The organism is Serratia sp. JKS296 (assembly GCF_900215445.1).
In the GTDB taxonomy this organism is placed as follows: domain Bacteria; phylum Pseudomonadota; class Gammaproteobacteria; order Enterobacterales; family Enterobacteriaceae; genus Serratia; species Serratia marcescens.
Genome location: NZ_OCMX01000001.1, coordinates 3,438,632 through 3,459,579, shown reverse-complemented (window position 1 = coordinate 3,459,579; position 20,948 = coordinate 3,438,632). Strand labels below are relative to the sequence as shown.

Sequence of the window (20,948 nt, the reverse complement as noted above, 5' to 3'; positions counted from 1 at the left end):
AATATTCTCGTTTCGTGATGAACTTGATTAGTATTATTCAGTTTTTGTGAGTTTAATACTGCGGCATGATACTGGCAACTTTCTTTTAACCTTTTGGATGCCGATATGGCTTTACGTATTGCCTTGAGCGGGTTTGCCGCGCTGATCGTTGCGATGGGCATTGGCCGCTTCGCTTTCACCCCGCAGGTGCCGCTGATGATCGCGGAACATCAGTTCAGCCTGACCGGCGCCGGGCTGGTGGCGGCGATCAACTATTTGGGCTACTTGTGCGGCGCCTACGACGCGATGCGCGCCACGCGCCACGTCGAGCGGCGCCTGTGGCTGGGCGTATGGGGCGCGATGGCGCTGACGCTGCTGTCGGCGCTGGCGCAGGATGAATGGACGCACGGCGCGCTGCGCTTCGTCATCGGCTGGGCCAGCGGCTGGGCGATGGTGCTGGTGGCGGCCTGGACCAACGAGCGGTTGGCGCACTACGGCCGGCCGGCGCTGAGCGCGGCGGTATTCGCCGGGCCGGGTGCCGGCATCTTCCTCAGCGGCATGCTGGCGGTGGGCATCAACGCGCTGGGGCTGACGGCGGCGCAGGCCTGGCTGGTGTATGGCGGGCTGGCGCTGGTGCTGGTCGGGGGGATTAGCGCCTTTCTGCCGCGCAGCGGCGAGCTGCATCGCCCGGACGTGGCCCCGGAGCCGCTGCTGCTGACGCCGGCGCTCAAACGCCTGGTGTGGAGCTACAGTCTGGCCGGCTTCGGCTACATCCTGCCGGCGACCTTTTTGTCGCAGATGGCGGCGGCGCGCTTTCCCGCCAGCCTGTTCGCGCAGTTCGTCTGGCCGGTGTTCGGCGGTGCGGCGGTGCTGGGGATTGTCATCGGCATTCTGACCCGCCATCGGCTGACCACCCAGACCCGGTTGGCGATCACGCTGTGGATACAGGCGGTGGGCGTGCTGAGCGCCGAAGTGGTGCCGGGCGTGGCCGGCCTGGCGCTCGGGGCGCTGCTGACCGGCGGCGGTTTCCTCTGCGTGGTGCAACTTGCTCTTCAGCACGGGCGTGAGCTGGCGCCGCGTCATGCGCGTTACATGGCCGGACTGTTGACCACCGGTTATGCGATCGGCCAACTGGTCGGGCCGATGTTGTCGGCGCTGTCGACCGCCATGACCCATCGACTGGAGCCGGCGCTGTATGTGGCAGTGGCGGCGCTGTTGGCGGCCGGGGGGCTGGTGGTGAATACCCCGGCGCGGCGGTTGGCGCAAAAAACGGTGACTCGGTGATTAAAATCCATACAAAAAACATGGAAACCCGCAGCCGGCCCGATTGTGCTAAATGCGAATATTTCACCTGCGGATGAAGCACTATCGCTGGATAATCGCCGCGCTCTCATCTACAGTGGGGGCAAAATCTTGACCGGGTTCACGTTATCCACCACGAAAACTCTGCCGTCACGAGAGCAAGCAATTCGCCGGCCGCACGCCCTACCAGGCCGCCGGCGGGTTCCGTCCGCAGGAGAACAAATACATGACATCATTAAGTAAAGAAGCCGCGCTGGTGCATGCGGCACTGGAAGAGCGTGGTCTGGAGACGCCGCTGCGCGGGGAAGTGCTGGATCGCGAAACGCGCAAGCGTCGCATCAAAGAGCACATGACCGAAATCATGCAGCTGCTGAATCTCGATCTGTCCGATGACAGCCTGGCGGAAACGCCGCATCGCATCGCCAAAATGTATGTCGACGAGATCTTCTCCGGGCTGGACTACGCCAACTTCCCGAAAATCACCGTCATCGAGAACAAGATGAAGGTGGATGAGATGGTGACGGTGCGTGATATCACGCTGACCAGCACCTGTGAACACCACTTCGTGACCATCGACGGCAAGGCTACCGTGGCCTATATCCCGAAAGACTCGGTGATCGGCCTGTCGAAGATCAACCGCATCGTGCAGTTCTTCTCCCAGCGTCCGCAGGTGCAAGAGCGCCTGACCCAGCAGATCCTGGTCGCGCTGCAGACTCTGCTCGGCACCAATAACGTGGCGGTATCGATCGATGCGGTCCATTATTGTGTCAAGGCGCGCGGCATTCGTGACGCGACCAGCGCCACCACCACCACTTCGCTGGGGGGGCTGTTCAAGTCCAGCCAGAATACCCGCCAGGAGTTCCTGCGTGCGGTGCGTCATCACCAGGGGTGATGGCGTTGCGGGGCGACCCGCAAGACGACAACAGGCGCCTGCGGGCGCCTTTTTCATGAGCGGAAGACAGCGATAAAAAATGAACAGTCATCCTCTGCCGCGCATCGCCACGCTGGACTGCGTGCGCGGCATCGCCATCCTCGGCATTTTATTGCTGAACATCAGCGCTTTCGGCTTGCCGAAGGCCGCCTACCTCAACCCGGCCTATTTGGGGATGCCGTCATCGCGCGACGCCTGGACCTGGGCGTTGCTCGATCTCTTCGCCCAGGCCAAGTTCCTGGCGATGTTCGCGCTGCTGTTCGGCGCCGGGCTGCAAATGCTGCTGCGGCGCGGCAAAAGCTGGATCCGCGCGCGCTTGTCGTGGCTGGTGCTGTTCGGCCTCGCACACGCGATCTTCCTGTGGGACGGCGACATTCTGCTGGCCTACGGGCTGATCGGCCTGGTGTGCTGGCGCATGATCCGCGAAGCCAAAGAAACCGTCCAACTGCTGAAAACCGGCGTGGTGCTGTACTTGATTGGCGTGGCGGTGCTGCTGCTGCTCGGCTTCGTCTCGCACGGTGAGCCGGGCAGCTTCTGGCAGCCGGGCGTGGCGGAGTTGCAGTACGAGAAGTTCTGGAAGCTGCAGGGCGGTTTCGAAGCCTGGCGCAGCCGCGCCGATTTGCTCTCCTCCAGCCTGCTGGCCATCGGCGCGCAGTATGGCTGGGAGCTGGCGGGGCTGATGCTGTTCGGCGCCGGGCTGATGCGCAGCGGCTGGCTGCGCGGCAGCTACTCATCCGGCTATTACCTGCGGCAGGCGGCGTGGCTGCTGCCGCTTTCGGTGCTGATCCAACTGCCGGCGGTGGCGCTGCAATGGCAGGTGCAGTGGGACTATCGCTGGAGCGGTTTCCTGCTGCAGGTTCCGCGTGAGCTGGGCGCACCGCTGCAGGCGATAGGCTATCTGGCGCTGTGTTACGGTTTTTGGCCCGCACTGTCGCGCCTGCGCATCGCCCGCTGGCTGACCCTGGTGGGGCGTATGGCGTTGAGCAACTACCTGCTGCAAACGCTGATCTGCACCACGCTATTTTATCGTTTCGGCCTCTATGAGCAGTTTGACCGGCTGCAGCTGTTGGCGTTCGTGCCGCTGGTCTGGCTGACCAACCTGGCGTTTTCCGCACTGTGGCTGCGTTACTTCGAGCAGGGGCCGATGGAATGGCTGTGGCGCAAGCTGACTCAGCTGGCCGCCGGCGCAGCGGAACCCAGGACGCTGAAGTGAGCGCCCGTCGGCAGGTTAAAAAAATGTATGTAAACGTTTTCTTTCCTGTGACGTAATTCACGCAGAGCAGCGGGCCAATCGGGGTAGGATAGCGCCACCGGCCACAACCCCGATTTCAGGATCCCGCATGCCTCCAGTTCATCCGATCACCATTCGCGACGTGGCGAAACGCGCCGGGGTCTCCGTAGCGACCGTCTCCCGCGTGCTGAACCACAGCGCGCTGACCAGCAAAGAGACGCGCGAGCAGGTGCTGCAGGCGGTGGCGGATCTGGGCTATCGCCCCAACGCCAACGCGCAGGCGTTAGCGACCCAAAGCAGCGATACCCTGGGCGTGGTGGTGATGGACGTCTCCGATCCGTTCTTCGGCGCGCTGGTGAAAGCGGTAGACACGGTGGCGCAGAAACACCACAAGTATCTGCTGATCGGCAACAGCTATCATCAGGCGGACAAAGAGCGCCACGCGATCGAAGTGCTGATCCGCCAACGCTGTAACGCCCTGATTGTTCACGCCAAAGCCCTGAGCGACGCCGAGCTGATCGGTTTTCTGGAGCAGGTGCCGGGCATGGTGCTGATCAACCGGATTATCCCCGGCTATGAGCCGCGCTGCGTCGGGCTGGATAACGTCTGCGGCGCAGAAATGGCGATGCGTCTTTTGCTGTCGCAGGGCCATCGGCGCATCGGCTATCTGGGCTCCAATCACCCGATCGAAGACGGGCCGCTGCGCCAGCAGGGCTATGCGCAGGCGATGGCCGCGGCCGGACTGGCCACGCCCGACAACTGGCGTGCCTATGGTTCGCCGGATCTGCAGGGCGGCGAGGCGGCGATGGTGGAGCTGCTGGGGCGCAACTTACAGCTGAGCGCAGTGTTCGCCTACAACGACGCCATGGCCGCCGGCGCTATGGCGGTGTTGAAAGAAAACGGTATCACGGTGCCGCAGCATTTCTCGCTGATCGGCTTCGACGACATCCCCATCGCGCGTTACACCAGCCCCAAACTCACCACGGTGCGCTACCCGATCGTCTCGATGGCCACGCTGGCCACCGAGCTGGCATTGCAGGGCGCAGCAGGCCTGGCGGAGCCGCAGGCCGGTCATCTGTTCATGCCGACGCTGGTGCGGCGCCATTCTGTCGCCCCCTGGCAAAGTGAGGCGACGGTCACTCTCTGACGATTTAATCTTGTGTAACCGTTTTCAATCTGTGAGAAAATTCACAGAATATTAACATCGCGCCGTCTATGCTCTAGGCGTTTTCCGGCGCAAAGGCCCTTGCCGCTGCAACCTTTATCTCGCGCTGACACAGCATTTCTCGGAAATAACAAGATCCACGGACGACAGGTGTTGAGTGGAAATCGCCAGGCCTGGGGTGTGCGCACTGCCGGTGACCATTGGCTCAAAGACGAGTAATACCCTACACAGAACCGGAGACTGACAATGAATAAGAAGGTTTTCACCCTGGCCGCCATGGCCGCAGCCATGATGTTTGGCGCCGCAGCCCATGCTGACACCCGTATTGGCGTCACGATTTACAAATACGACGACAACTTCATGTCGGTGGTGCGCAAGGCGATCGAGAAAGACGCCAAGGCTTCACCGGACGTTACCCTGTTGATGAATGACTCGCAGAACGACCAGTCCAAGCAGAACGATCAGATCGATGTGCTGCTGGCCAAAGGCGTGAAAGCGCTGGCGATCAACCTGGTCGACCCGGCCGCGGCGCCGGTGGTTATCGATAAGGCGCGCGCAAACGATATCCCGGTGGTGTTCTACAACAAAGAACCTTCCCGCAAGGCGTTGGACAGCTATGACAAGGCATATTACGTCGGCACCGACTCCAAAGAGTCCGGCGTGATCCAGGGCGAACTGATCGCCAAACACTGGCAAGCCAACCCGGCCTGGGATCTGAACAAAGACGGCCAGATCCAGTTCGTGTTGCTGAAAGGCGAGCCGGGCCACCCGGATGCCGAAGCGCGCACCACCTACGTGGTGAAAACGCTGAACGAAAAAGGCATCAAGACCCAGCAGCTGCAGATGGATACCGCGATGTGGGATACCGCGCAGGCGAAAGACAAGATGGATGCCTGGCTCTCCGGCCCTAACGCCAACAAGATCGAAGTGGTGATCGCCAACAACGACGCCATGGCGATGGGCGCGGTGGAAGCGCTGAAAGCGCACAACAAGACCAGTATTCCGGTGTTCGGCGTCGATGCGCTGCCTGAAGCGCTGGCGCTGGTGAAATCCGGCGCGATGGCGGGCACGGTGCTGAACGACGCCGACAACCAGGCGAAGGCCACCTTCGAGCTGGCGAAAAACCTGGCGGCGGGCAAGCCGGCCACCGAAGGCACCCAATATAAAATCGAAAATAAAGTCGTGCGTATTCCTTACGTCGGCGTAGATAAAGACAACCTGTCTCAGTTTGTTAAATAAGAATTGAGATCCCGCTAAGACCCCGCCTGCGGCGCCAACACCAGGGATACCGCCGGCGGGGATGTTTACGACTGCAAGATCGTTAAGCCAGGTGTATTTATGGCCGATAGCTCACGCGAATTTTTGCTGGAAATGACGGATATCTGTAAGTCATTTCCCGGCGTCAAAGCCTTGGACAATGTCAATTTACGCGTCCGTCCGCACTCGATTCACGCCCTGATGGGGGAGAACGGCGCGGGGAAATCGACGTTGTTGAAATGCCTGTTCGGCATTTACAAAAAAGACAGCGGCAGCATTGTATTTCAGGGCCGGGAAATCGATTTCAAGAGCTCGAAGGAAGCGCTGGAACACGGCGTTTCGATGGTGCATCAGGAGCTGAACCTGGTGCTGCAACGCACCGTGATGGACAACATGTGGTTGGGACGCTACCCGACCAAAGGCCTGTTCGTCGATCAGGACAAGATGTTCAAAGACACCCAGGCGATCTTCGACGAGCTGGATATCGACATCAACCCGCGCGAAAAGGTGGGCAACCTGTCGGTGTCGCAGATGCAGATGATCGAGATTGCCAAGGCGTTTTCCTACGACGCCAAGATCGTCATCATGGATGAACCGACCTCTTCGCTGACGGAGAAAGAGGTCAATCACCTGTTCACCATCATCCGCAAGCTGAAAGAACGCGGCTGCGGCATCGTCTATATCTCGCACAAGATGGAGGAGATCTTCCAGCTGTGCGACGAGATAACGGTGCTGCGCGACGGCCAGTGGATCGCCACCCAGCCGCTGGAAGGGCTGGATATGGACAAGATCATCGCCATGATGGTCGGCCGCTCGCTGAGCCAGCGCTTCCCCGACAGGCAAAACACGCCGGGTGAGGTGATCCTCGAGGTGAAAAACCTGACGTCGCTGCGCCAGCCTTCGATCCGCGATGTGTCCTTCGATCTGCATCAAGGGGAGATCCTCGGCATCGCCGGGCTGGTGGGCGCCAAACGCACCGATATCGTCGAGACCCTGTTCGGCATTCGCGAAAAGGTGGCGGGCACCATCAAGCTGCACGGGAAAGCGATCGATAACCACAGCGCCAACGAAGCGATTAACCACGGTTTTGCGCTGGTGACCGAAGAGCGCCGATCCACCGGGATTTACGCTTACCTCGACGTGGGTTTCAACTCGCTGATCTCCAACATTCGCAATTATAAAAACAAGCTCGGCCTGCTGGATAACGCGCGGATGAAGAGCGACACCCAGTGGGTGATCGACGCCATGCGGGTGAAAACGCCGGGGCATCACACCCATATCGGCTCGCTGTCCGGCGGCAACCAGCAGAAGGTGATCATCGGCCGCTGGCTGCTGACGCAGCCGGAGATCCTGATGCTGGATGAACCGACGCGCGGCATCGACGTGGGCGCCAAGTTCGAGATTTATCAGCTGATGACCGAACTGGCGAAGAAGGGCAAGGGGATCATTATCGTCTCGTCCGAAATGCCGGAGCTTTTGGGGATCACCGACCGTATTTTGGTGATGAGCAATGGTCAGGTTGCGGGCATCGTTAACACCAAACAGACCTCGCAAAATGAAATCTTACGTCTCGCCTCCCTGCACCTTTAAGGATCGGAATTATGAACGCGCTAAATAAAAAAACCTTATTTACCTATTTCAAGGAAGGCGGCATTTACGTGGTGTTGCTGGTGCTGTTGGCCATCATCATCATTCAGGATCCTACCTTCCTCAGCCTGATGAACCTGAGCAACATCCTGACGCAGTCTTCGGTGCGCATCATCATCGCGCTGGGCGTGGCGGGGCTGATCGTGACTCAGGGCACCGACCTGTCCGCCGGGCGGCAGGTGGGGTTGGCGGCGGTGGTGGCGGCCACGCTGCTGCAATCGATGGATAACGTCAACAAGGTGTTCCCGCACATGGAAACCTGGTCGATTCCCCTGGTCATCCTGCTGGTGTGCGCGGTCGGCGCGGTGATCGGCCTGGTTAACGGCCTGATTATCGCCTATCTCAACGTGACGCCGTTCATCACCACCTTGGGCACCATGATCATCGTCTACGGCATCAACTCGCTGTATTACGATTCGGTCGGCGCGTCGCCGGTCGCGGGCTTTGATCCGAAGTTTTCCACCTTTGCCCAGGGCTTCTTGCGCTTCGGCGACTTTAAGCTGTCCTACATCACCTTTTACGCGCTGATCGCCATCATATTCGTCTGGATCCTGTGGACCAAGACCCGCTTCGGCAAGAACATCTTCGCCATCGGCGGCAACCCGGAAGCGGCCAAGGTGTCCGGGGTCAACGTGCCGTTGAACCTGATCATGATCTATGCGCTGTCCGGCGTGTTCTACGCCTTCGGCGGCTTGCTGGAAGCGGGACGCATCGGCAGCGCCACCAATAACCTCGGCTTTATGTATGAGCTGGACGCCATCGCCGCCTGCGTGGTGGGGGGCGTCTCCTTCGCCGGCGGGGTGGGTACGGTGTGGGGCGTGGTGACCGGGGTGATCATCTTTACCGTCATCAACTACGGCCTGACCTATATCGGCATCAACCCGTACTGGCAGTACATCATCAAGGGCAGCATCATCATCTTCGCCGTGGCGCTGGACTCGTTGAAATACGCCAAGAAGAAGTAGGTTTACCGCAGTACAGGCAACAAGGCCGGCCTATTGCCGGCCTTGTTACGTTGGGGCGCTGTACGGTGCCAGGCAAAATAATAAGGCATTATTTGGCAATGGCTGGCGAGGTATCTCGGGATATCGCCTGATCTTAGGCTGGATTGGTTACAGCGTGACACAGTTTTCGGGCTACCAACGCGGTATGAAGTCAGTAAACTTGTTTCACCTACCGTTTTCGGGGAGCAAACTATGCCTGTATTTACCATTACGCTGAAAAGTCGTAATACGCTTGATAAGAAAAGAATTTCATCAGCTATTCACGCGGCGGTAGTAAAAACCGGCTATCCTGCGAACGATCAATTCCAGCGCTTTATCCGTCTTGAGGAAGACGATTTATATGTGGATCCCACTTATCCTGACCTGGATTCCCCCCGCAGCGCCAACTTCGTGTTGATTGAAGCCATGCTTTCCTCTGGTTCCCCTGACGCCCGCAAACAATTGCTCTTGCAATCACTGGTACAGGAACTCACCCTGATTGGACTGGACAGCAATGATCTGATGGTCCTCTTCATTGAATTGGACCGTTTGAATAGTTCATTCGGCGGTGGCAGAAGGGCATCCCCGCTTTCAATGCCGCAATAAGCTGTCAGCGTACGTAGAGAGCGCTTTACGCAAATCATCCGGTATTCGTTAACACTTTGTTTTCTCTTGGATAATACGCCCTTTTAGCGTATTGCCGAGGCGCGTGTCAAACCCTCTGCCGGATGATTAAGGCTGTTTGGCTCTCTGCTTCTCTTCTTTCAGCTTGTGCTCCAGCTCAACCAACTGTTCCGGTGACACGGCGGGATAGCCCTGGGCGTCTTCCGGCACGGTGTGCATGGCGGAGATTGGGATCAGCGGGCCGAGGAAGCGCGGTTCGCGCTTGAGGATGTACAGATCGGTCAGCGCGCCCAGGCGAGCGAAGATCTCGCGGGCGCGCACCGTCATCATGTCTTTCGGCGACGGCACCGCGTAACACTGCGCCTGAATGCCCATGTGCAGGGCGATGAATAGCGCGCGCTCGCAGTGGAAGCGCTGGGTGATGATGATGAAATCGTTGGTGTCGAACACCTTGCGGGTGCGCACGATGGAGTCCAGGGTGCGGAAACCGGCGTAGTCCAGCACGATATCGCTCGGCGCCACGCCGGCGGCGATCAGATCGCGCCGCATGGTCATCGGTTCGTTATAGCTTTGCTGGGCGTTGTCGCCGCTCAGCAGCAGGTATTTCACCTTGCCGCTGTTATAGGCGTTGATCGCCCCCTGAATGCGGTAACGGTAGTACTGGTTGATCACGCCGGTGCGGTAATACTTGGCGGTGCCGAGCACCACGCCGACCTGGCGGTGCGGCAATTCCTGCAGTTCGTCGTAGACGTAAGGCGCGGTTTTCCAACTGATCCAGCGATCGAGCGCAATAGCCGAACCCATCAACACCGCAATGATGATGAACAGGCTGATGATCAGGCGTTTCCACATGTTGTTGCCTTACGCGCGCCGGGCTGAAAAAGATGGATCAAGGCTACTTTACCTGACCGACCGACGCAAGACGCGAACCGCCTGAAGCACGCGCGCCGCCGCATTTTTCGGCGGTTTTGCCGCACAAAAAAGCCCGGCGGAGCCGGGCTGGGTCATTTCAGCTCACCATTCAGAACGAGGTGCGCTTGTAGCTGCGGTACTGCGGCCGCCAGAAGTTGTGCTCGATGGCTTTCGACAGCGCATCTTCGGAGGTGACGATCGCCACGCCCTGCAGCTGGGCGGCTTTACCCACTTCCATGGCGATGCACTTCGACACGCCCTGAATATCGTCGATATTCGGCAGCAGCGCGCCGTGGCCGTCGGTGGCCAGCGGCGAACAGTCCGCCAGCGCGCGGCTGGCGGCCATCAGCATGGCGTCGGTGACGCGAGTGGCGCCGGAGGCCAGCACGCCCAGACCAATTCCCGGGAAGATGTAGGAGTTATTGCACTGGGCGATCGGGTACAGCTGCTCTTTATAGCTTACCGGCGCGAACGGGCTGCCGGTCGCCACCAGGGCGGCGCCGTCGGTCCAGTTGATGATGTCTTCCGGACGGGCTTCCACGCGCGAGGTCGGGTTGGACAGCGGCATCACGATAGGGCGTTCGCAGTGCTTGTGCATCTCGCGGATCAGCTCTTCGGTAAACAGCCCCGGCTGGCCGGACACGCCGATCAGGATGGTCGGCTTGGCGTTGCGCACCACGTCCAGCAGCGAGATGGCGTCGCTGGCGGTTTCCCAACCGGCCAGATTGTCGCTCTTCTGCACCAGCTTGCTCTGGAAGTCGAGCAGGTTCGGCAGTTTGTCGGTCAGCAGGCCGAAACGGTCAACCATGAACACGCGGGCGCGCGCTTCGTCTTCGCTCAACCCTTCGGACTTCATCTGCGCGATGATCTGCTCGGCGATGCCGCAGCCGGCGGAACCGGCGCCGAGGAAGGTGACGGTCTGATCGCGCAGCTGGCTGCCGGCGGCGCGGCTGGCGGCGATCAGGCTGCCGAGGGTGACCGCGGCGGTGCCCTGAATGTCGTCATTGAAGCAGCAAATCTCGTCGCGGTAGCGGTTCAACAACGGGGTGGCGTTGTTCTGCGCGAAGTCTTCGAACTGCAGCAGGACGTTCGGCCAGCGGCGTTTGACCGCCTGAATAAACTCTTCGACGAAGGCGTGGTACTCCTCGCCGGAGATGCGAGGATGGCGCCAGCCCATGTACAGTGGATCGTTGAGGCGCTGCGGGTTGTTGGTGCCGACGTCCAGCACCACCGGCAGCGTGTAGGCCGGGCTGATGCCTCCGCAGGCGGTGTAAAGCGACAGCTTGCCGATTGGGATGCCCATGCCGCCGATGCCCTGATCGCCCAGGCCTAGAATACGCTCGCCGTCGGTGACCACGATCACCTTAACGTTCTGCTTGGTGGCGTTTTGCAGCATGTCATCGATGCGATCGCGGTTCGGGTAGGAGATGAACAACCCGCGCGCACGGCGATAGATATCGGAGAAGTGTTCGCAGGCCTCGCCGACGGTCGGGGTGTAGATGATCGGCATCATCTCACTCAGGTGCGAGTCCAGCAGACGGTAGAACAGGGTTTCGTTGGTGTCCTGGATGTTGCGCAGGTAGATGTGCTTATCGTTATCGTTCTTGAAATCCTGATACTGACGGTAGGCGCGTTCCACCTGTTCTTCGATGGTCTCCACCGCTTCCGGCAGCAGGCCGTGCAGGTTGAAGTGGCTACGTTCTTCCTCGGTGAAAGCGCTGCCTTTGTTCAGCAGCGGAAATTCCAGCAGAATCGGGCCGGCGTAAGGGATGTAGAGCGGGCGTTTGCTTTCGTATTCTAGTTCCATCAGTTTTACTCTTCACGTATCAGATAACTGTATTGCCGACGATCCTAAAAGATAAAGAGAAGATGTACAGCATTTGTTGCCCGATGATGAACCAGGTTGGCGTAATTATCGACAATCAAATGATTTTTTAACTAAAGAAAGTCTCTCTGGCGGCGTCGGGGCATTGTATTTGGCGGGCGGGGCTGTTAGCGGCGGAACCGGATGGCCCCGCCGTTGTGCGCTTAGAAGGCGGCGCGGCTGACGTTTTGGCAACCCAGCGCCGCCAGGGTGGCGCGGGTGGCGTCCCATTGGCTGAGGATCGCCTCCTGCGGCTCGACCAGTACGGCGCGGCGGATGTTCAGGCAGTCGCCGCCGGAGAGGTTCAGCAGGATCAGCGCGGCCTGCAGCGGCGGCAGGCTCGGGTTAAAAGCGGCGTTTTCCGCATAGCGGCCGGCGTAGAGGCTGCCGTCCTCCGTTTCCAGCGCTACGCCGCTGTGGGCGTTGCTGTACGGAGCATGGCTCTGATTGGCCGCCGCCAGCGCCGCCTGCGTCAGCGCATCGTCCAGCGCCAGTCGGTGGCCGTGATCGACCTTGTCCATCAGCAGCGAAGCGATATCCAGATCTTTCGGGCCGAAGGCGTCCGGCAGATAGTCCGCCAGCGTGGCCGGCGCGCGGCCAGGCAAACGGATTTGCAGCGCGCCGCCGCTGTTCAGCTCATTCATAAACTGGCGGCAGTGGCCGCACGGCGTATAGTTGACGGTGATCGAGGCCAGCGCTTTTTCGCCGCGCAGCCAGGCGTGAGTCACTGCGCTTTGTTCCGCATGCACGGATTGCTGCAGCGGCGCGCCGCTGAATTCCATATTGGCGCCGAAATAGAGATTGCCGCTTTGCCCGCGCGCGATGGCGCCGACGTGGAAATGCGATATCGGGGTTAACGAGCAGGCCGCCGCCAGCGGCAGCAGCGCGAATGCCAGCGCGTCATCGTCCAACCCGCAGCCTGAGCGGATCGCCGCCGCTTGCTCGGCCGTGAACATCGCCGGAAAGTCGGACGCGTCCAGATAGGGCTGCAGGGCGGATTGCAGTGTCGCGGGCAGTACGCTGAAAGCGGTGTGAAAACGCGGATGCATAGAAAGTCTCTCTACGGGTTAACGGGATAACATTCTAGGCAGGCCAGAGACATTAAAGTGTGATTAATGTCTCTTAATTAATGAAATTAATGCAATGGAATACATAAATGCGAGATGTATCGCAAGTTTCACCCTGATCAACCGAACAGATGCAGCAGCACCGGAAACACAAACGGCGCCAGCAGCGAGGTGATGATGCCGCAGATGACCAACGCCAGCGAGCCGAAGGCGCCCTCCTGATAGTCCATCTCCGCGCAGCGCGCGGTGCCCAGTGCGTGGGAAGCCGTGCCCATCGCCAGGCCACGCGCCGAGGGGGTGGTGATTTTCAACAGGTTGAACAGCGTGTGGCCGAACACGGCGCCGAGGATGCCGACGAAAATGACGCAAACCGCGCTGATCGCCGGAATGCCGCCGAGCGAGTCCGCGACGGCCATCGCGATCGGCGTAGTGACCGATTTCGGCAAGATAGAGGCGGCGATTTCCGGCGTGGCACCCAACCACAGGGCGATGGCGCCGCCGCTGATCATGGCGGTCAGGCTGCCGATGAAGCACACCGTGATAATCGACTTCCAGCGTGCGCGGATTTGGTGCAGCTGCTCATAGAGCGGGAAGGCCAGCGCGACGACCGCCGGCTGCAGCAGATCGTTGAGGATTTTGCTGCCCTGAAAGTAGCGCTCATAGGGAATGCCGGTGAGCAGCAGCAGCGGGATAATCACCGCCATGGACACCAGCAGCGGGTTGAGCAGCGGCATATTCAGCTTGCGCGCCAGCCAGCGCGCGCCAAAATAGACCGCCAGCGTCAGCGGCAACGACCACCAGATTTCATGGATCATGGATTGTCCTCCGGGTCGTCGGGCTTGCCGGCGATGCGGCGCTCGCGATGAAAATAGTGTGAGGTATAGCCGACTACCACCAGCACCATCAGCGTGCTGATGAGGCAAGAGATAACCAGCGGGCCCAGATGCGCGACGATCTGGTCGTAATATTTCATCACCCCGACGCCGATCGGCACGAACAGCAGCACCATATAGCGGATCAGCAAATGGCAGCCGGGTTTAACCCATTTGGCTGGCATAATCTGGGTTGAGAGCAGGGCGAACAGCAGCAGCATGCCGATGATGCTGCCGGGAATGGCGAACGGCAGCAGCGCCGCCACCGCGTTGCCGACGAACAGACACAGGTAGATGAGGAGCAGAGCCCTCAGGTATTTCCAGCACAGTGTGAGCACGTTGGCCATTGTCTTTTCCCGTTTAACTGATGTATTCATCATACAATTAAACTGTGAGCCATGCCACAGATCGCACCATGAATTCTCGCTATGGGTGCTATGCCCGAGCGGCGGGTTGACAGCCCGTATTGGCCGCTGCCTGCGGGATCAGCGTACGTCTTCGGCCGCCGCCGTGTGTTCTGCCAGCCGGTGGCCGAGGAAGAAAAACAGCAGGCTGAGCAGCGCGGCGACGATCAGCATCACGAACATCAGCGGCGGCGCGGCGTAGCTGAGCATGACCCCGCACAGCACCGGGTTGATGGCGCCGCCCAATGCGCTGAGGTTCTGTACGCCATAGTAGCTGCCTTTCAGGTGCGGCGGCGCGATAAAGTCGATAAACATGTATTCCACCGGGATAACGATGATTTCGCCGAGGGTAAACACCGCCATCGCCGCCAGCCATAGCCAGACCGCCTGGCCGGCCGCCATGAAACCGAGCAGCCCGACGATGAAAAACAGCGTGCCCAGCACCAGCCAGCGCAGCATGTTTTCCTGGCGCATGCCGCGGCTGAGCAGGTATTGCAGGGCGATGACGATGCTGGCGTTGACGATCATCACCAACCCAATGATTTTGTAGGCGAACTCGGCGCTGGAGACGGTGATCAGGTACTGCGACAGATAGCCGGTGAACTGACCGAACACCACGGCGCCCAGGGTGCTGCCGAGGGTGAAGTAGATAAGCCGCCGATCGCTTCGCAAGATGGTCAGCGTCTGACGGAAGTTGGGGAGCGCGGCCGGTACAGCGGCGGCAGGCGTTGCGCGCTGTTCCCGGCCGCGCAAGCGCAGGCTCAGTGCCGCCACCGTCGCCAGCGCCAATCCGCCCGACAGATAAAACGGCAGCAACGGGCTAAGCCCGGCCACCAGGACGCCGAGCGCAGAGCCGATCGCCCAGCCGACGTTGACCAGCGTGTAGTTGATGGAAAAAGCCTTGATGCGCTGCTCGACCGGCAACCCGTCGGCGAAACAGGCCTTAATGGTGATGCTTAGCACCGAATAACAGGTATGCAAGATGGCCAGCACCACGATCACGCCGCCGGGGCGCGGGATCCAGGGAATGGCGAAAAAGCTCAGCGCAAACAATACAATCGACAGCAGGATCAGGCGGTTTTTGCTGAATTTGTCCACCAGATAGCCGCCGTACAGGCTGGCAAGGATGCCGAGGGTGAGGCTGACGCCCAGAATCACGCCCACGCTCTTCGGCAGCAGATGGAAATGTTCGGTGAGGTAGATGGTGATGAACGGCAGCGTAACGCCGCGGCCGATGGTCAACACCAGCGAACTGGCCAGCAGTACGTTGATCAGCGAGGGGAATCCCTTCATTTGAGGCCTGTTTATGCATACAGTTATTGGGCGATGCAGATAACATAGCGTATTTTGGCGAGGACGGAAGGGGAAAGCCGATAATTAGTTTAAAAACAGAGGCTGCGTCGGCAGCCTCGTCAAAAACAGCATTATTTACCGTGTTCGGCCTGCAGCGTGGCGAACCACGGCTGAACGAAATCGCTGCTGGTGCCCCAGCCGGGGATGATCTTCGCCAGCCCGGCGACGTTGACCGGCCCCGGCTGCGCCAGCAGCAACGCCTGCGGAATGACCGCCGCTTTGAATTGATAGCTGTCCGGCGTGCTTTCCCCGGCGATCTTGTTAGCCACCAGGCGCAGGTTGACCGCGCCGATCAGCTTCGGATCCACCGCCACGCTGACCTGCCATGGGCTGCCGGCTTCGCGCATCAGCTGCAAGTCCTGGTTGGAGATATCGATGCTGTACAGTTTGATTTCGGTGCGGCCGTTCTCTTTCAGCGCCTTGTAAGCGCCCTGGGTGAAAGCGTCCCAGGTGCCCCAGATGGCGTCAATCTTGCCTTTCGGGTATTTCGCCAGCACCGCACCCACTTTATTGGCGGTATCGCCCTGCACGTCGGATGAAACCGCGCCAATCGATTCCAGCTCGTGAATGCCCGGATGCTGTTTCAGCAACTGCTGATAGGCGGCCTGGCGGCGCTCCATCGGCGGGAAGCCTGCCACCCAGAGTTTGATGATGTTGGCCTGGCCGTTGAAATCCTTCACCAACTGGCCGAACGAGGCGTTGGCCAGCGAAGCGTCGTCCTGCTGCGAGACGGTGACGCCGGGAACGCGGCCGCTGACGTCGGTATCGAAAGCCGCGACGGCGATGCCGGCCGCCGCGATGCGCTTGACCAGATCGGTGGAATAGGGGGCTCGTCCCTGCGAGAGAATGATGCCGTCATATTTCTGGCTGATAGCCTGGTTGACGAAGTCCTGAAAACGCGCATCGTCGCCGTTGCTGAGGAAGGTGTCTACCTTGAAGCCCAGCTTACGCCCTTCCTGAATGGCGCCCGCCAAAAATTGCGTGGTGTTGTCGTCGGATCCGAGGTTGCGGATCACCGCGATGCGCACCGGCCCCTGATGTTGAGCGATGGCGGCCGGCACGGCGGCGTTTTCCGCCGCCTGCAGCGGCAGGGCAGCCAGCAGACTGAGAGCGAGCAGCGAAGTCTTGAGGTTTTTCATTATTATAGGCTCCAAAAAAGCAGGGAAACGATCCCGGTGAAGGTCTGTTATAGCAGTCTTTCTGTCTGGACGTCTATTTTGGGTATCGGAGCATCATAGCCGGATGCGGCGGGCAGGGGAATCAGGGCGGTTATGACTTTTTCTTCATGCTTATAACGTGGGGGGTGGGGCAATAAAAAAGGGCCGAGCAAGCTCGACCCTCCCTACGCCGCGCATCTGCGCGATTACTTGACCTGCATGCCAGGCTGCGCGCCGCTGTCCGGGCTCAGCAGGAAGATCTCTTTCCCGCCTGGGCCCGCCGCCATCACCATGCCTTCTGACACGCCGAAGCGCATTTTGCGCGGCGCCAGGTTGGCGACCATGATGGTCAGACGGCCTTCCAGCGCTTTCGGGTCCGGGTAAGCGGAGCGAATGCCGGAGAAGATTTGGCGCGATTCGCCGCCCAGATCCAGTTGCAGCTTCAGCAGTTTGTCGGATCCCTCGACAAAGTCGGCGCTCTTGATCAGGGCGATGCGCATGTCCACCTTGGTGAAGTCGTCGAAGGTGATGGTTTCCTGAATGGGATCATCGGCCAATGGACCGGTCACCGGTTTGGCGGCGGCCATGTCTTCCTTCGAGGCATTGACCATCTCGTTGACCTTGTCCAGATCGATGCGGTTGAACAGCGCTTTGAACGCGTTCACCTGATGGCCCAGCAGCGGCTGCGGGATCGCGTCCCAGCTGAGCTCGGCGTTGAGGAACGCTTCGGCGCGTTCGGTCAGCGAAGGCAGCACCGGCTTCAGGTAAGTCATCAACACGCGGAACAGGTTAATGCCCATCGAGCAGATGGCCTGCAGATCGGCATCGCGGCCTTCTTCCTTCGCCACCACCCACGGCGCCTGCTCATCCACGTAACGGTTGGCCAGATCGGCCAGCGCCATGATTTCGCGGATCGCGCGGTTGAACTCGCGGCCGGCGTAGGCTTCGGCGATGCTCTGCGCCGCGTCGACGAAGGTCTGGTACAGCGCCGGATCGGCCAGGCTGTCGGCCAGCTTGCCGCCGAAGCGCTTGTTGATAAAGCCGGCGTTGCGTGACGCCAGGTTCACCACCTTGTTGACGATGTCGGCGTTCACGCGCTGCACGAAGTCTTCCAGATTGAGATCGATGTCATCAATGCGTGAAGAGAGCTTGGCGGCGTAGTAATAACGCAGGCAGTCGGCGTCCAGATGCTGCAGGTAGGTGCCGGCCTTGATGAAGGTGCCGCGCGATTTGGACATCTTGGCGCCGTTCACCGTCACGTAGCCGTGCACGAACAGGTTGGTCGGTTTGCGGAAATTGCTGCCTTCCAGCATCGCCGGCCAGAACAGGCTGTGGAAGTAGACGATGTCCTTGCCGATAAAGTGATACAGCTCGGTGGTGGAGTCTTTGCGCCAGAACTCGTCGAAGTCCAGATCGCCGCGCTTGTCGCACAGGTTCTTGAAGGAACCCATGTAGCCGATCGGCGCGTCCAGCCAGACGTAGAAGTATTTGCCCGGCGCATCCGGGATTTCGAAGCCGAAGTAAGGCGCATCGCGGGAGATGTCCCACTGCTGCAGACCGGATTCGAACCACTCCTGCATCTTGTTCGCCACCTGCTCTTGCAGCGCGCCGGAGCGCGTCCACGCCTGCAGCATTTCGCTGAAGGCCGGCAGATCGAAGAAGAAGTGCTCCGAGTCGCGCATCACCGGCGTCGCGCCGGAAACTACGGACTTCGGATCGATCAGTTCCGTCGGGCTGTAGGTGGCGCCGCACACTTCGCAGTTGTCGCCGTACTGATCCGGCGATTTGCATTTAGGGCAGGTGCCCTTCACGAAACGGTCCGGCAGGAACATGCCTTTCTCCGGATCGTACAGCTGAGAAATGGTGCGGTTCTTGATAAAACCGTTTTCTTTCAGGCGGCTGTAAATCAGGGTGGACAGCTCACGGTTTTCATCGCTATGGGTCGAATGGTAGTTGTCATAGCTGATGCCAAAGCCGGCGAAATCCTGTTGGTGCTCCTGGCTCATCTCCGCGATCATTTCTTCCGGTTTCACACCCAGTTGCTGCGCTTTCAGCATGATCGGCGTGCCGTGCGCGTCGTCCGCGCAGATGAAATGCACTTCGTGGCCGCGCATTCGTTGGTAACGCACCCAGATATCCGCCTGGATGTGCTCGAGCATGTGGCCGAGATGGATGGAACCATTTGCGTACGGTAGCGCGCACGTCACCAATAATTTTTTCGCGACTTGAGCCATAGTGAGAACTTGCTTTCTGTAATGAATAAAAGGGCCTTCGATGTTAACCGATCGCGCCCTTCGCTGCTAGGGCGGTTTCTTACAGGTTATACGCGCCAGCTACCGGGCAGTTCTGATATGCTTAGCCGGAAGCGACTCATTCAAAATCAAGGAGCCGGGATGAACGCAAAATCCCCTGAGCAGACCAACCCCGAAGTTCTGCGCGCCCTGGTGACCGGTGTACTGGCCGCCTTTGAACACCCGACGTTGAAAAACAACCTGACCGCGCTGAAGGCTATTCATCACTGCGCATTATTGGACGACGTACTGCATATCGAACTGACGATGCCGTTTGCCTGGCAGAGCGGTTTTGAAGCGCTGCAGGCGAGCGTCGGCCCTGAGCTGTTGCGCGTGACCGGCGCCGCCGCCATCGACTGGAAGCTGAAACACGATATCACGACGCTGAAACGCGCCAACGGCCAAGCCGGGATCAAAGGCGTGCGCAACATCATCGCCGTCAGCTCCGGCAAAGGCGGGGTGGGGAAATCCAGCACCGCCGTCAACCTGGCGCTGGCGCTGGCCGCCGAAGGCGCCAAGGTCGGCATTCTGGACGCCGACATTTACGGCCCGTCGATCCCCAATATGCTGGGCACCGAACATGAGCGGCCGACTTCGCCGGACGGGCAGCACATGGCGCCGATCATGGCGCACGGCCTGGCGACCAACTCCATCGGTTATCTGGTGACCGACGACAACGCCATGGTGTGGCGCGGCCCGATGGCCAGCAAGGCGCTGATGCAGCTGCTGCAGGATACGCTATGGCCGGATCTGGATTATCTGGTGCTGGACATGCCGCCGGGCACCGGCGACATTCAGCTGACGCTGTCGCAGAACATTCCGGTGACCGGCGCGCTGGTGGTCACCACGCCGCAGGATATCGCCCTGCTGGATGCCGCCAAGGGCATCGTGATGTTCGAGAAAGTGCATGTGCCGGTGCTGGGCATCGTCGAAAACATGAGCGTGCACATTTGCAGCCACTGCGGCCACCATGAGCCGATCTTTGGTACCGGCGGCGCCGAGAAGCTGGTGCAGAAATATAACAGCCGTCTGCTGGGGCAGATGCCGCTGCACATCTCGCTGCGCGAAGATCTGGATCGCGGTACGCCGACGGTGATCAGCCGCCCGGAGAGCGAATTCGCCGACATGTATCGTCAACTGGCCGGCCGCGTGGCCGCGCAGATGTATTGGCAGGGTGAAGCGATCCCGACGGAGATTGCCTTCCGCGCGCTGTAATCTGCCTATGGCGATGAAAAACCCGGCTTAAGCGCCGGGTTTTTTTATGGGATGCGGGTAGGGTTGTGCAAATCTGCCCGGGTATAAGGGCGTTCGATCTGCGCCAGCGTTTTGGCGATATGTTCCAGCAATCCCTGGGTGGGGGCCGGCTGCCGCTGTCCCATCAGCGCCAACGGCAAGGCCAGCGCGATGGCCAAATGCGACCAGGCAAGCTGTGGTCGCGCTTTCCCTCGCTGCAGCCATAGAAACAGCGCGCTGGCCAGGTAGCCTAACATTAGCCCGCTGATGACCTCGGATACCGAATGCACGCGGATTTCCAGGCGCGACACGCCGATGGTGAAAGGCAATATCCATCCGGTCACCAGCGCGATGCTGCGCACCGGGTGGGAAAATCGACCGGTTAAAGCCCAAAGCAGCGGCGGCCAGATGCTGGCCGCGAGGGCCGAATGGCCGCTGAATCCGGTGAAATCATAACTTGCGCTACCAATGCCCCAGCCCATAAAGGCCAACTTGGACAGGCAGACCAGTCCGCCGGTGAAACCGAAAATCAGCGCCCATTGCCAACCTGCAACGCGGGTGGCGGGCGATGCGAGCAGCAATAAAAACAGAATCAGCGCGCAGGGCAGCAGCAGCATGCTGTCGCCGAAAAAAGTCAAAAAATACCAATCCAGCACATCATTCTCCGATGAAAGAC

At 59.9% G+C, this 20,948-nt stretch carries 18 protein-coding genes; 9 read left to right on the top strand and 9 right to left on the bottom strand.

Features of this window, described 5'->3' with window-relative positions:
- Positions 1–105 precede the first annotated feature (105 nt).
- The 8 genes from CRO23_RS16500 (at position 106) to CRO23_RS16465 (ending at position 9,101) form a co-directional block, all read left to right on the top strand.
- Positions 106–1,263 carry a YbfB/YjiJ family MFS transporter gene (locus CRO23_RS16500; RefSeq protein ID WP_079450985.1) on the top strand — a complete coding sequence of 386 codons (1,158 nt, stop codon included), beginning with the start codon at positions 106–108 and terminating at the stop codon, positions 1,261–1,263.
- 244 nt (positions 1,264–1,507) lie between these two features.
- The gene (gene folE, locus CRO23_RS16495) at positions 1,508–2,173 is read left to right on the top strand and encodes a GTP cyclohydrolase I FolE (protein ID WP_004938969.1); all 666 of its coding nucleotides are present in this window, start codon (positions 1,508–1,510) and stop codon (positions 2,171–2,173) included.
- A gap of 79 nt (positions 2,174–2,252) precedes the next feature.
- Complete coding sequence (gene yeiB, locus CRO23_RS16490; protein ID WP_097102474.1) at positions 2,253–3,425, top strand: DUF418 domain-containing protein YeiB; 1,173 nt, start codon at positions 2,253–2,255, stop codon at positions 3,423–3,425.
- A 127-nt stretch (positions 3,426–3,552) separates the two neighbouring features.
- Positions 3,553–4,590: an HTH-type transcriptional regulator GalS gene (gene galS / locus CRO23_RS16485; protein WP_016928450.1), complete on the top strand. Its 1,038-nt coding sequence runs from the start codon at positions 3,553–3,555 to the stop codon at positions 4,588–4,590.
- Positions 4,591–4,854: 264 nt separating this feature from the next.
- A complete protein-coding gene (gene mglB, locus CRO23_RS16480; RefSeq protein ID WP_004938962.1) occupies positions 4,855–5,847 on the top strand; it encodes a galactose/glucose ABC transporter substrate-binding protein MglB in 993 nt (330 codons plus the stop codon).
- 99 nt (positions 5,848–5,946) lie between these two features.
- Positions 5,947–7,455, top strand: coding sequence for a galactose/methyl galactoside ABC transporter ATP-binding protein MglA (gene mglA, locus CRO23_RS16475; protein WP_004938959.1), 1,509 nt, complete (start codon positions 5,947–5,949; stop codon positions 7,453–7,455).
- A gap of 11 nt (positions 7,456–7,466) precedes the next feature.
- On the top strand, positions 7,467–8,477 hold the full coding sequence (gene mglC / locus CRO23_RS16470) for a galactose/methyl galactoside ABC transporter permease MglC (protein ID WP_004938953.1): 1,011 nt from the start codon (positions 7,467–7,469) through the stop codon (positions 8,475–8,477).
- Between the two features lie 231 nt (positions 8,478–8,708).
- Complete coding sequence (locus tag CRO23_RS16465) at positions 8,709–9,101, top strand: tautomerase family protein (RefSeq protein WP_079450986.1); 393 nt, start codon at positions 8,709–8,711, stop codon at positions 9,099–9,101.
- Positions 9,102–9,227: 126 nt separating this feature from the next.
- Here CRO23_RS16465 and sanA read toward each other — a convergent pair whose 3' ends face one another.
- The 8 genes from sanA to metG all read right to left on the bottom strand — a co-directional run bounded on the left by sanA (position 9,228) and on the right by metG (position 18,982).
- Complete coding sequence (sanA, locus tag CRO23_RS16460; protein ID WP_016928448.1) at positions 9,228–9,971, bottom strand: outer membrane permeability protein SanA; 744 nt, start codon at positions 9,969–9,971, stop codon at positions 9,228–9,230.
- 169 nt (positions 9,972–10,140) lie between these two features.
- Complete coding sequence (locus CRO23_RS16455; RefSeq protein WP_004938945.1) at positions 10,141–11,838, bottom strand: NAD-dependent malic enzyme; 1,698 nt, start codon at positions 11,836–11,838, stop codon at positions 10,141–10,143.
- Positions 11,839–12,059: 221 nt separating this feature from the next.
- On the bottom strand, positions 12,060–12,944 hold the full coding sequence (cdd, locus tag CRO23_RS16450) for a cytidine deaminase (protein ID WP_097102472.1): 885 nt from the start codon (positions 12,942–12,944) through the stop codon (positions 12,060–12,062).
- Between the two features lie 137 nt (positions 12,945–13,081).
- Positions 13,082–13,777: a CidB/LrgB family autolysis modulator gene (locus CRO23_RS16445; protein ID WP_016928446.1), complete on the bottom strand. Its 696-nt coding sequence runs from the start codon at positions 13,775–13,777 to the stop codon at positions 13,082–13,084.
- A complete protein-coding gene (locus tag CRO23_RS16440; RefSeq protein WP_049299822.1) occupies positions 13,774–14,181 on the bottom strand; it encodes a CidA/LrgA family protein in 408 nt (135 codons plus the stop codon). Before CRO23_RS16440 ends, CRO23_RS16445 begins: the two co-directional genes overlap by 4 nt.
- Before the next feature lie 138 nt (positions 14,182–14,319).
- Positions 14,320–15,531, bottom strand: a complete 1,212-nt coding sequence (locus CRO23_RS16435) for an MFS transporter (RefSeq protein ID WP_097102471.1) — start codon at positions 15,529–15,531, stop codon at positions 14,320–14,322.
- Positions 15,532–15,662: 131 nt separating this feature from the next.
- Positions 15,663–16,730: a sugar ABC transporter substrate-binding protein gene (locus CRO23_RS16430; RefSeq protein WP_015377218.1), complete on the bottom strand. Its 1,068-nt coding sequence runs from the start codon at positions 16,728–16,730 to the stop codon at positions 15,663–15,665.
- A gap of 224 nt (positions 16,731–16,954) precedes the next feature.
- A complete protein-coding gene (gene metG / locus CRO23_RS16425) occupies positions 16,955–18,982 on the bottom strand; it encodes a methionine--tRNA ligase (protein ID WP_097102469.1) in 2,028 nt (675 codons plus the stop codon).
- Between the two features lie 159 nt (positions 18,983–19,141).
- On the opposite strand from metG, the gene apbC reads away from it, so the two are divergent.
- On the top strand, positions 19,142–20,254 hold the full coding sequence (gene apbC, locus CRO23_RS16420) for an iron-sulfur cluster carrier protein ApbC (RefSeq protein ID WP_016928441.1): 1,113 nt from the start codon (positions 19,142–19,144) through the stop codon (positions 20,252–20,254).
- Positions 20,255–20,298: 44 nt separating this feature from the next.
- On the opposite strand, the gene CRO23_RS16415 is transcribed toward apbC, so the two are convergent.
- A complete protein-coding gene (locus CRO23_RS16415) occupies positions 20,299–20,928 on the bottom strand; it encodes a phosphatase PAP2 family protein (protein WP_016928440.1) in 630 nt (209 codons plus the stop codon).
- Between the last annotated feature and the right edge of the window lie 20 nt (positions 20,929–20,948).

What these genes read in the sequence shown, in the direction of transcription:
- CRO23_RS16500 (WP_079450985.1), top strand. Translation starts at nt 106, where the DNA reads ATGGCTTTACGTATTGCCTTGAGCGGGTTTGCCGCGCTGATCGTTGCG.
- apbC (WP_016928441.1), top strand. Translation starts at nt 19,142, where the DNA reads ATGAACGCAAAATCCCCTGAGCAGACCAACCCCGAAGTTCTGCGCGCC.
- CRO23_RS16455 (WP_004938945.1), bottom strand. Translation starts at nt 11,838, where the DNA reads ATGGAACTAGAATACGAAAGCAAACGCCCGCTCTACATCCCTTACGCC.
- CRO23_RS16440 (WP_049299822.1), bottom strand. Translation starts at nt 14,181, where the DNA reads ATGGCCAACGTGCTCACACTGTGCTGGAAATACCTGAGGGCTCTGCTC.
- mglB (WP_004938962.1), top strand. Translation starts at nt 4,855, where the DNA reads ATGAATAAGAAGGTTTTCACCCTGGCCGCCATGGCCGCAGCCATGATG.
- metG (WP_097102469.1), bottom strand. Translation starts at nt 18,982, where the DNA reads ATGGCTCAAGTCGCGAAAAAATTATTGGTGACGTGCGCGCTACCGTAC.
- CRO23_RS16445 (WP_016928446.1), bottom strand. Translation starts at nt 13,777, where the DNA reads ATGATCCATGAAATCTGGTGGTCGTTGCCGCTGACGCTGGCGGTCTAT.
- CRO23_RS16465 (WP_079450986.1), top strand. Translation starts at nt 8,709, where the DNA reads ATGCCTGTATTTACCATTACGCTGAAAAGTCGTAATACGCTTGATAAG.
- mglC (WP_004938953.1), top strand. Translation starts at nt 7,467, where the DNA reads ATGAACGCGCTAAATAAAAAAACCTTATTTACCTATTTCAAGGAAGGC.
- sanA (WP_016928448.1), bottom strand. Translation starts at nt 9,971, where the DNA reads ATGTGGAAACGCCTGATCATCAGCCTGTTCATCATCATTGCGGTGTTG.
- cdd (WP_097102472.1), bottom strand. Translation starts at nt 12,944, where the DNA reads ATGCATCCGCGTTTTCACACCGCTTTCAGCGTACTGCCCGCGACACTG.
- yeiB (WP_097102474.1), top strand. Translation starts at nt 2,253, where the DNA reads ATGAACAGTCATCCTCTGCCGCGCATCGCCACGCTGGACTGCGTGCGC.
- galS (WP_016928450.1), top strand. Translation starts at nt 3,553, where the DNA reads ATGCCTCCAGTTCATCCGATCACCATTCGCGACGTGGCGAAACGCGCC.
- CRO23_RS16430 (WP_015377218.1), bottom strand. Translation starts at nt 16,730, where the DNA reads ATGAAAAACCTCAAGACTTCGCTGCTCGCTCTCAGTCTGCTGGCTGCC.
- CRO23_RS16435 (WP_097102471.1), bottom strand. Translation starts at nt 15,531, where the DNA reads ATGAAGGGATTCCCCTCGCTGATCAACGTACTGCTGGCCAGTTCGCTG.
- mglA (WP_004938959.1), top strand. Translation starts at nt 5,947, where the DNA reads ATGGCCGATAGCTCACGCGAATTTTTGCTGGAAATGACGGATATCTGT.
- folE (WP_004938969.1), top strand. Translation starts at nt 1,508, where the DNA reads ATGACATCATTAAGTAAAGAAGCCGCGCTGGTGCATGCGGCACTGGAA.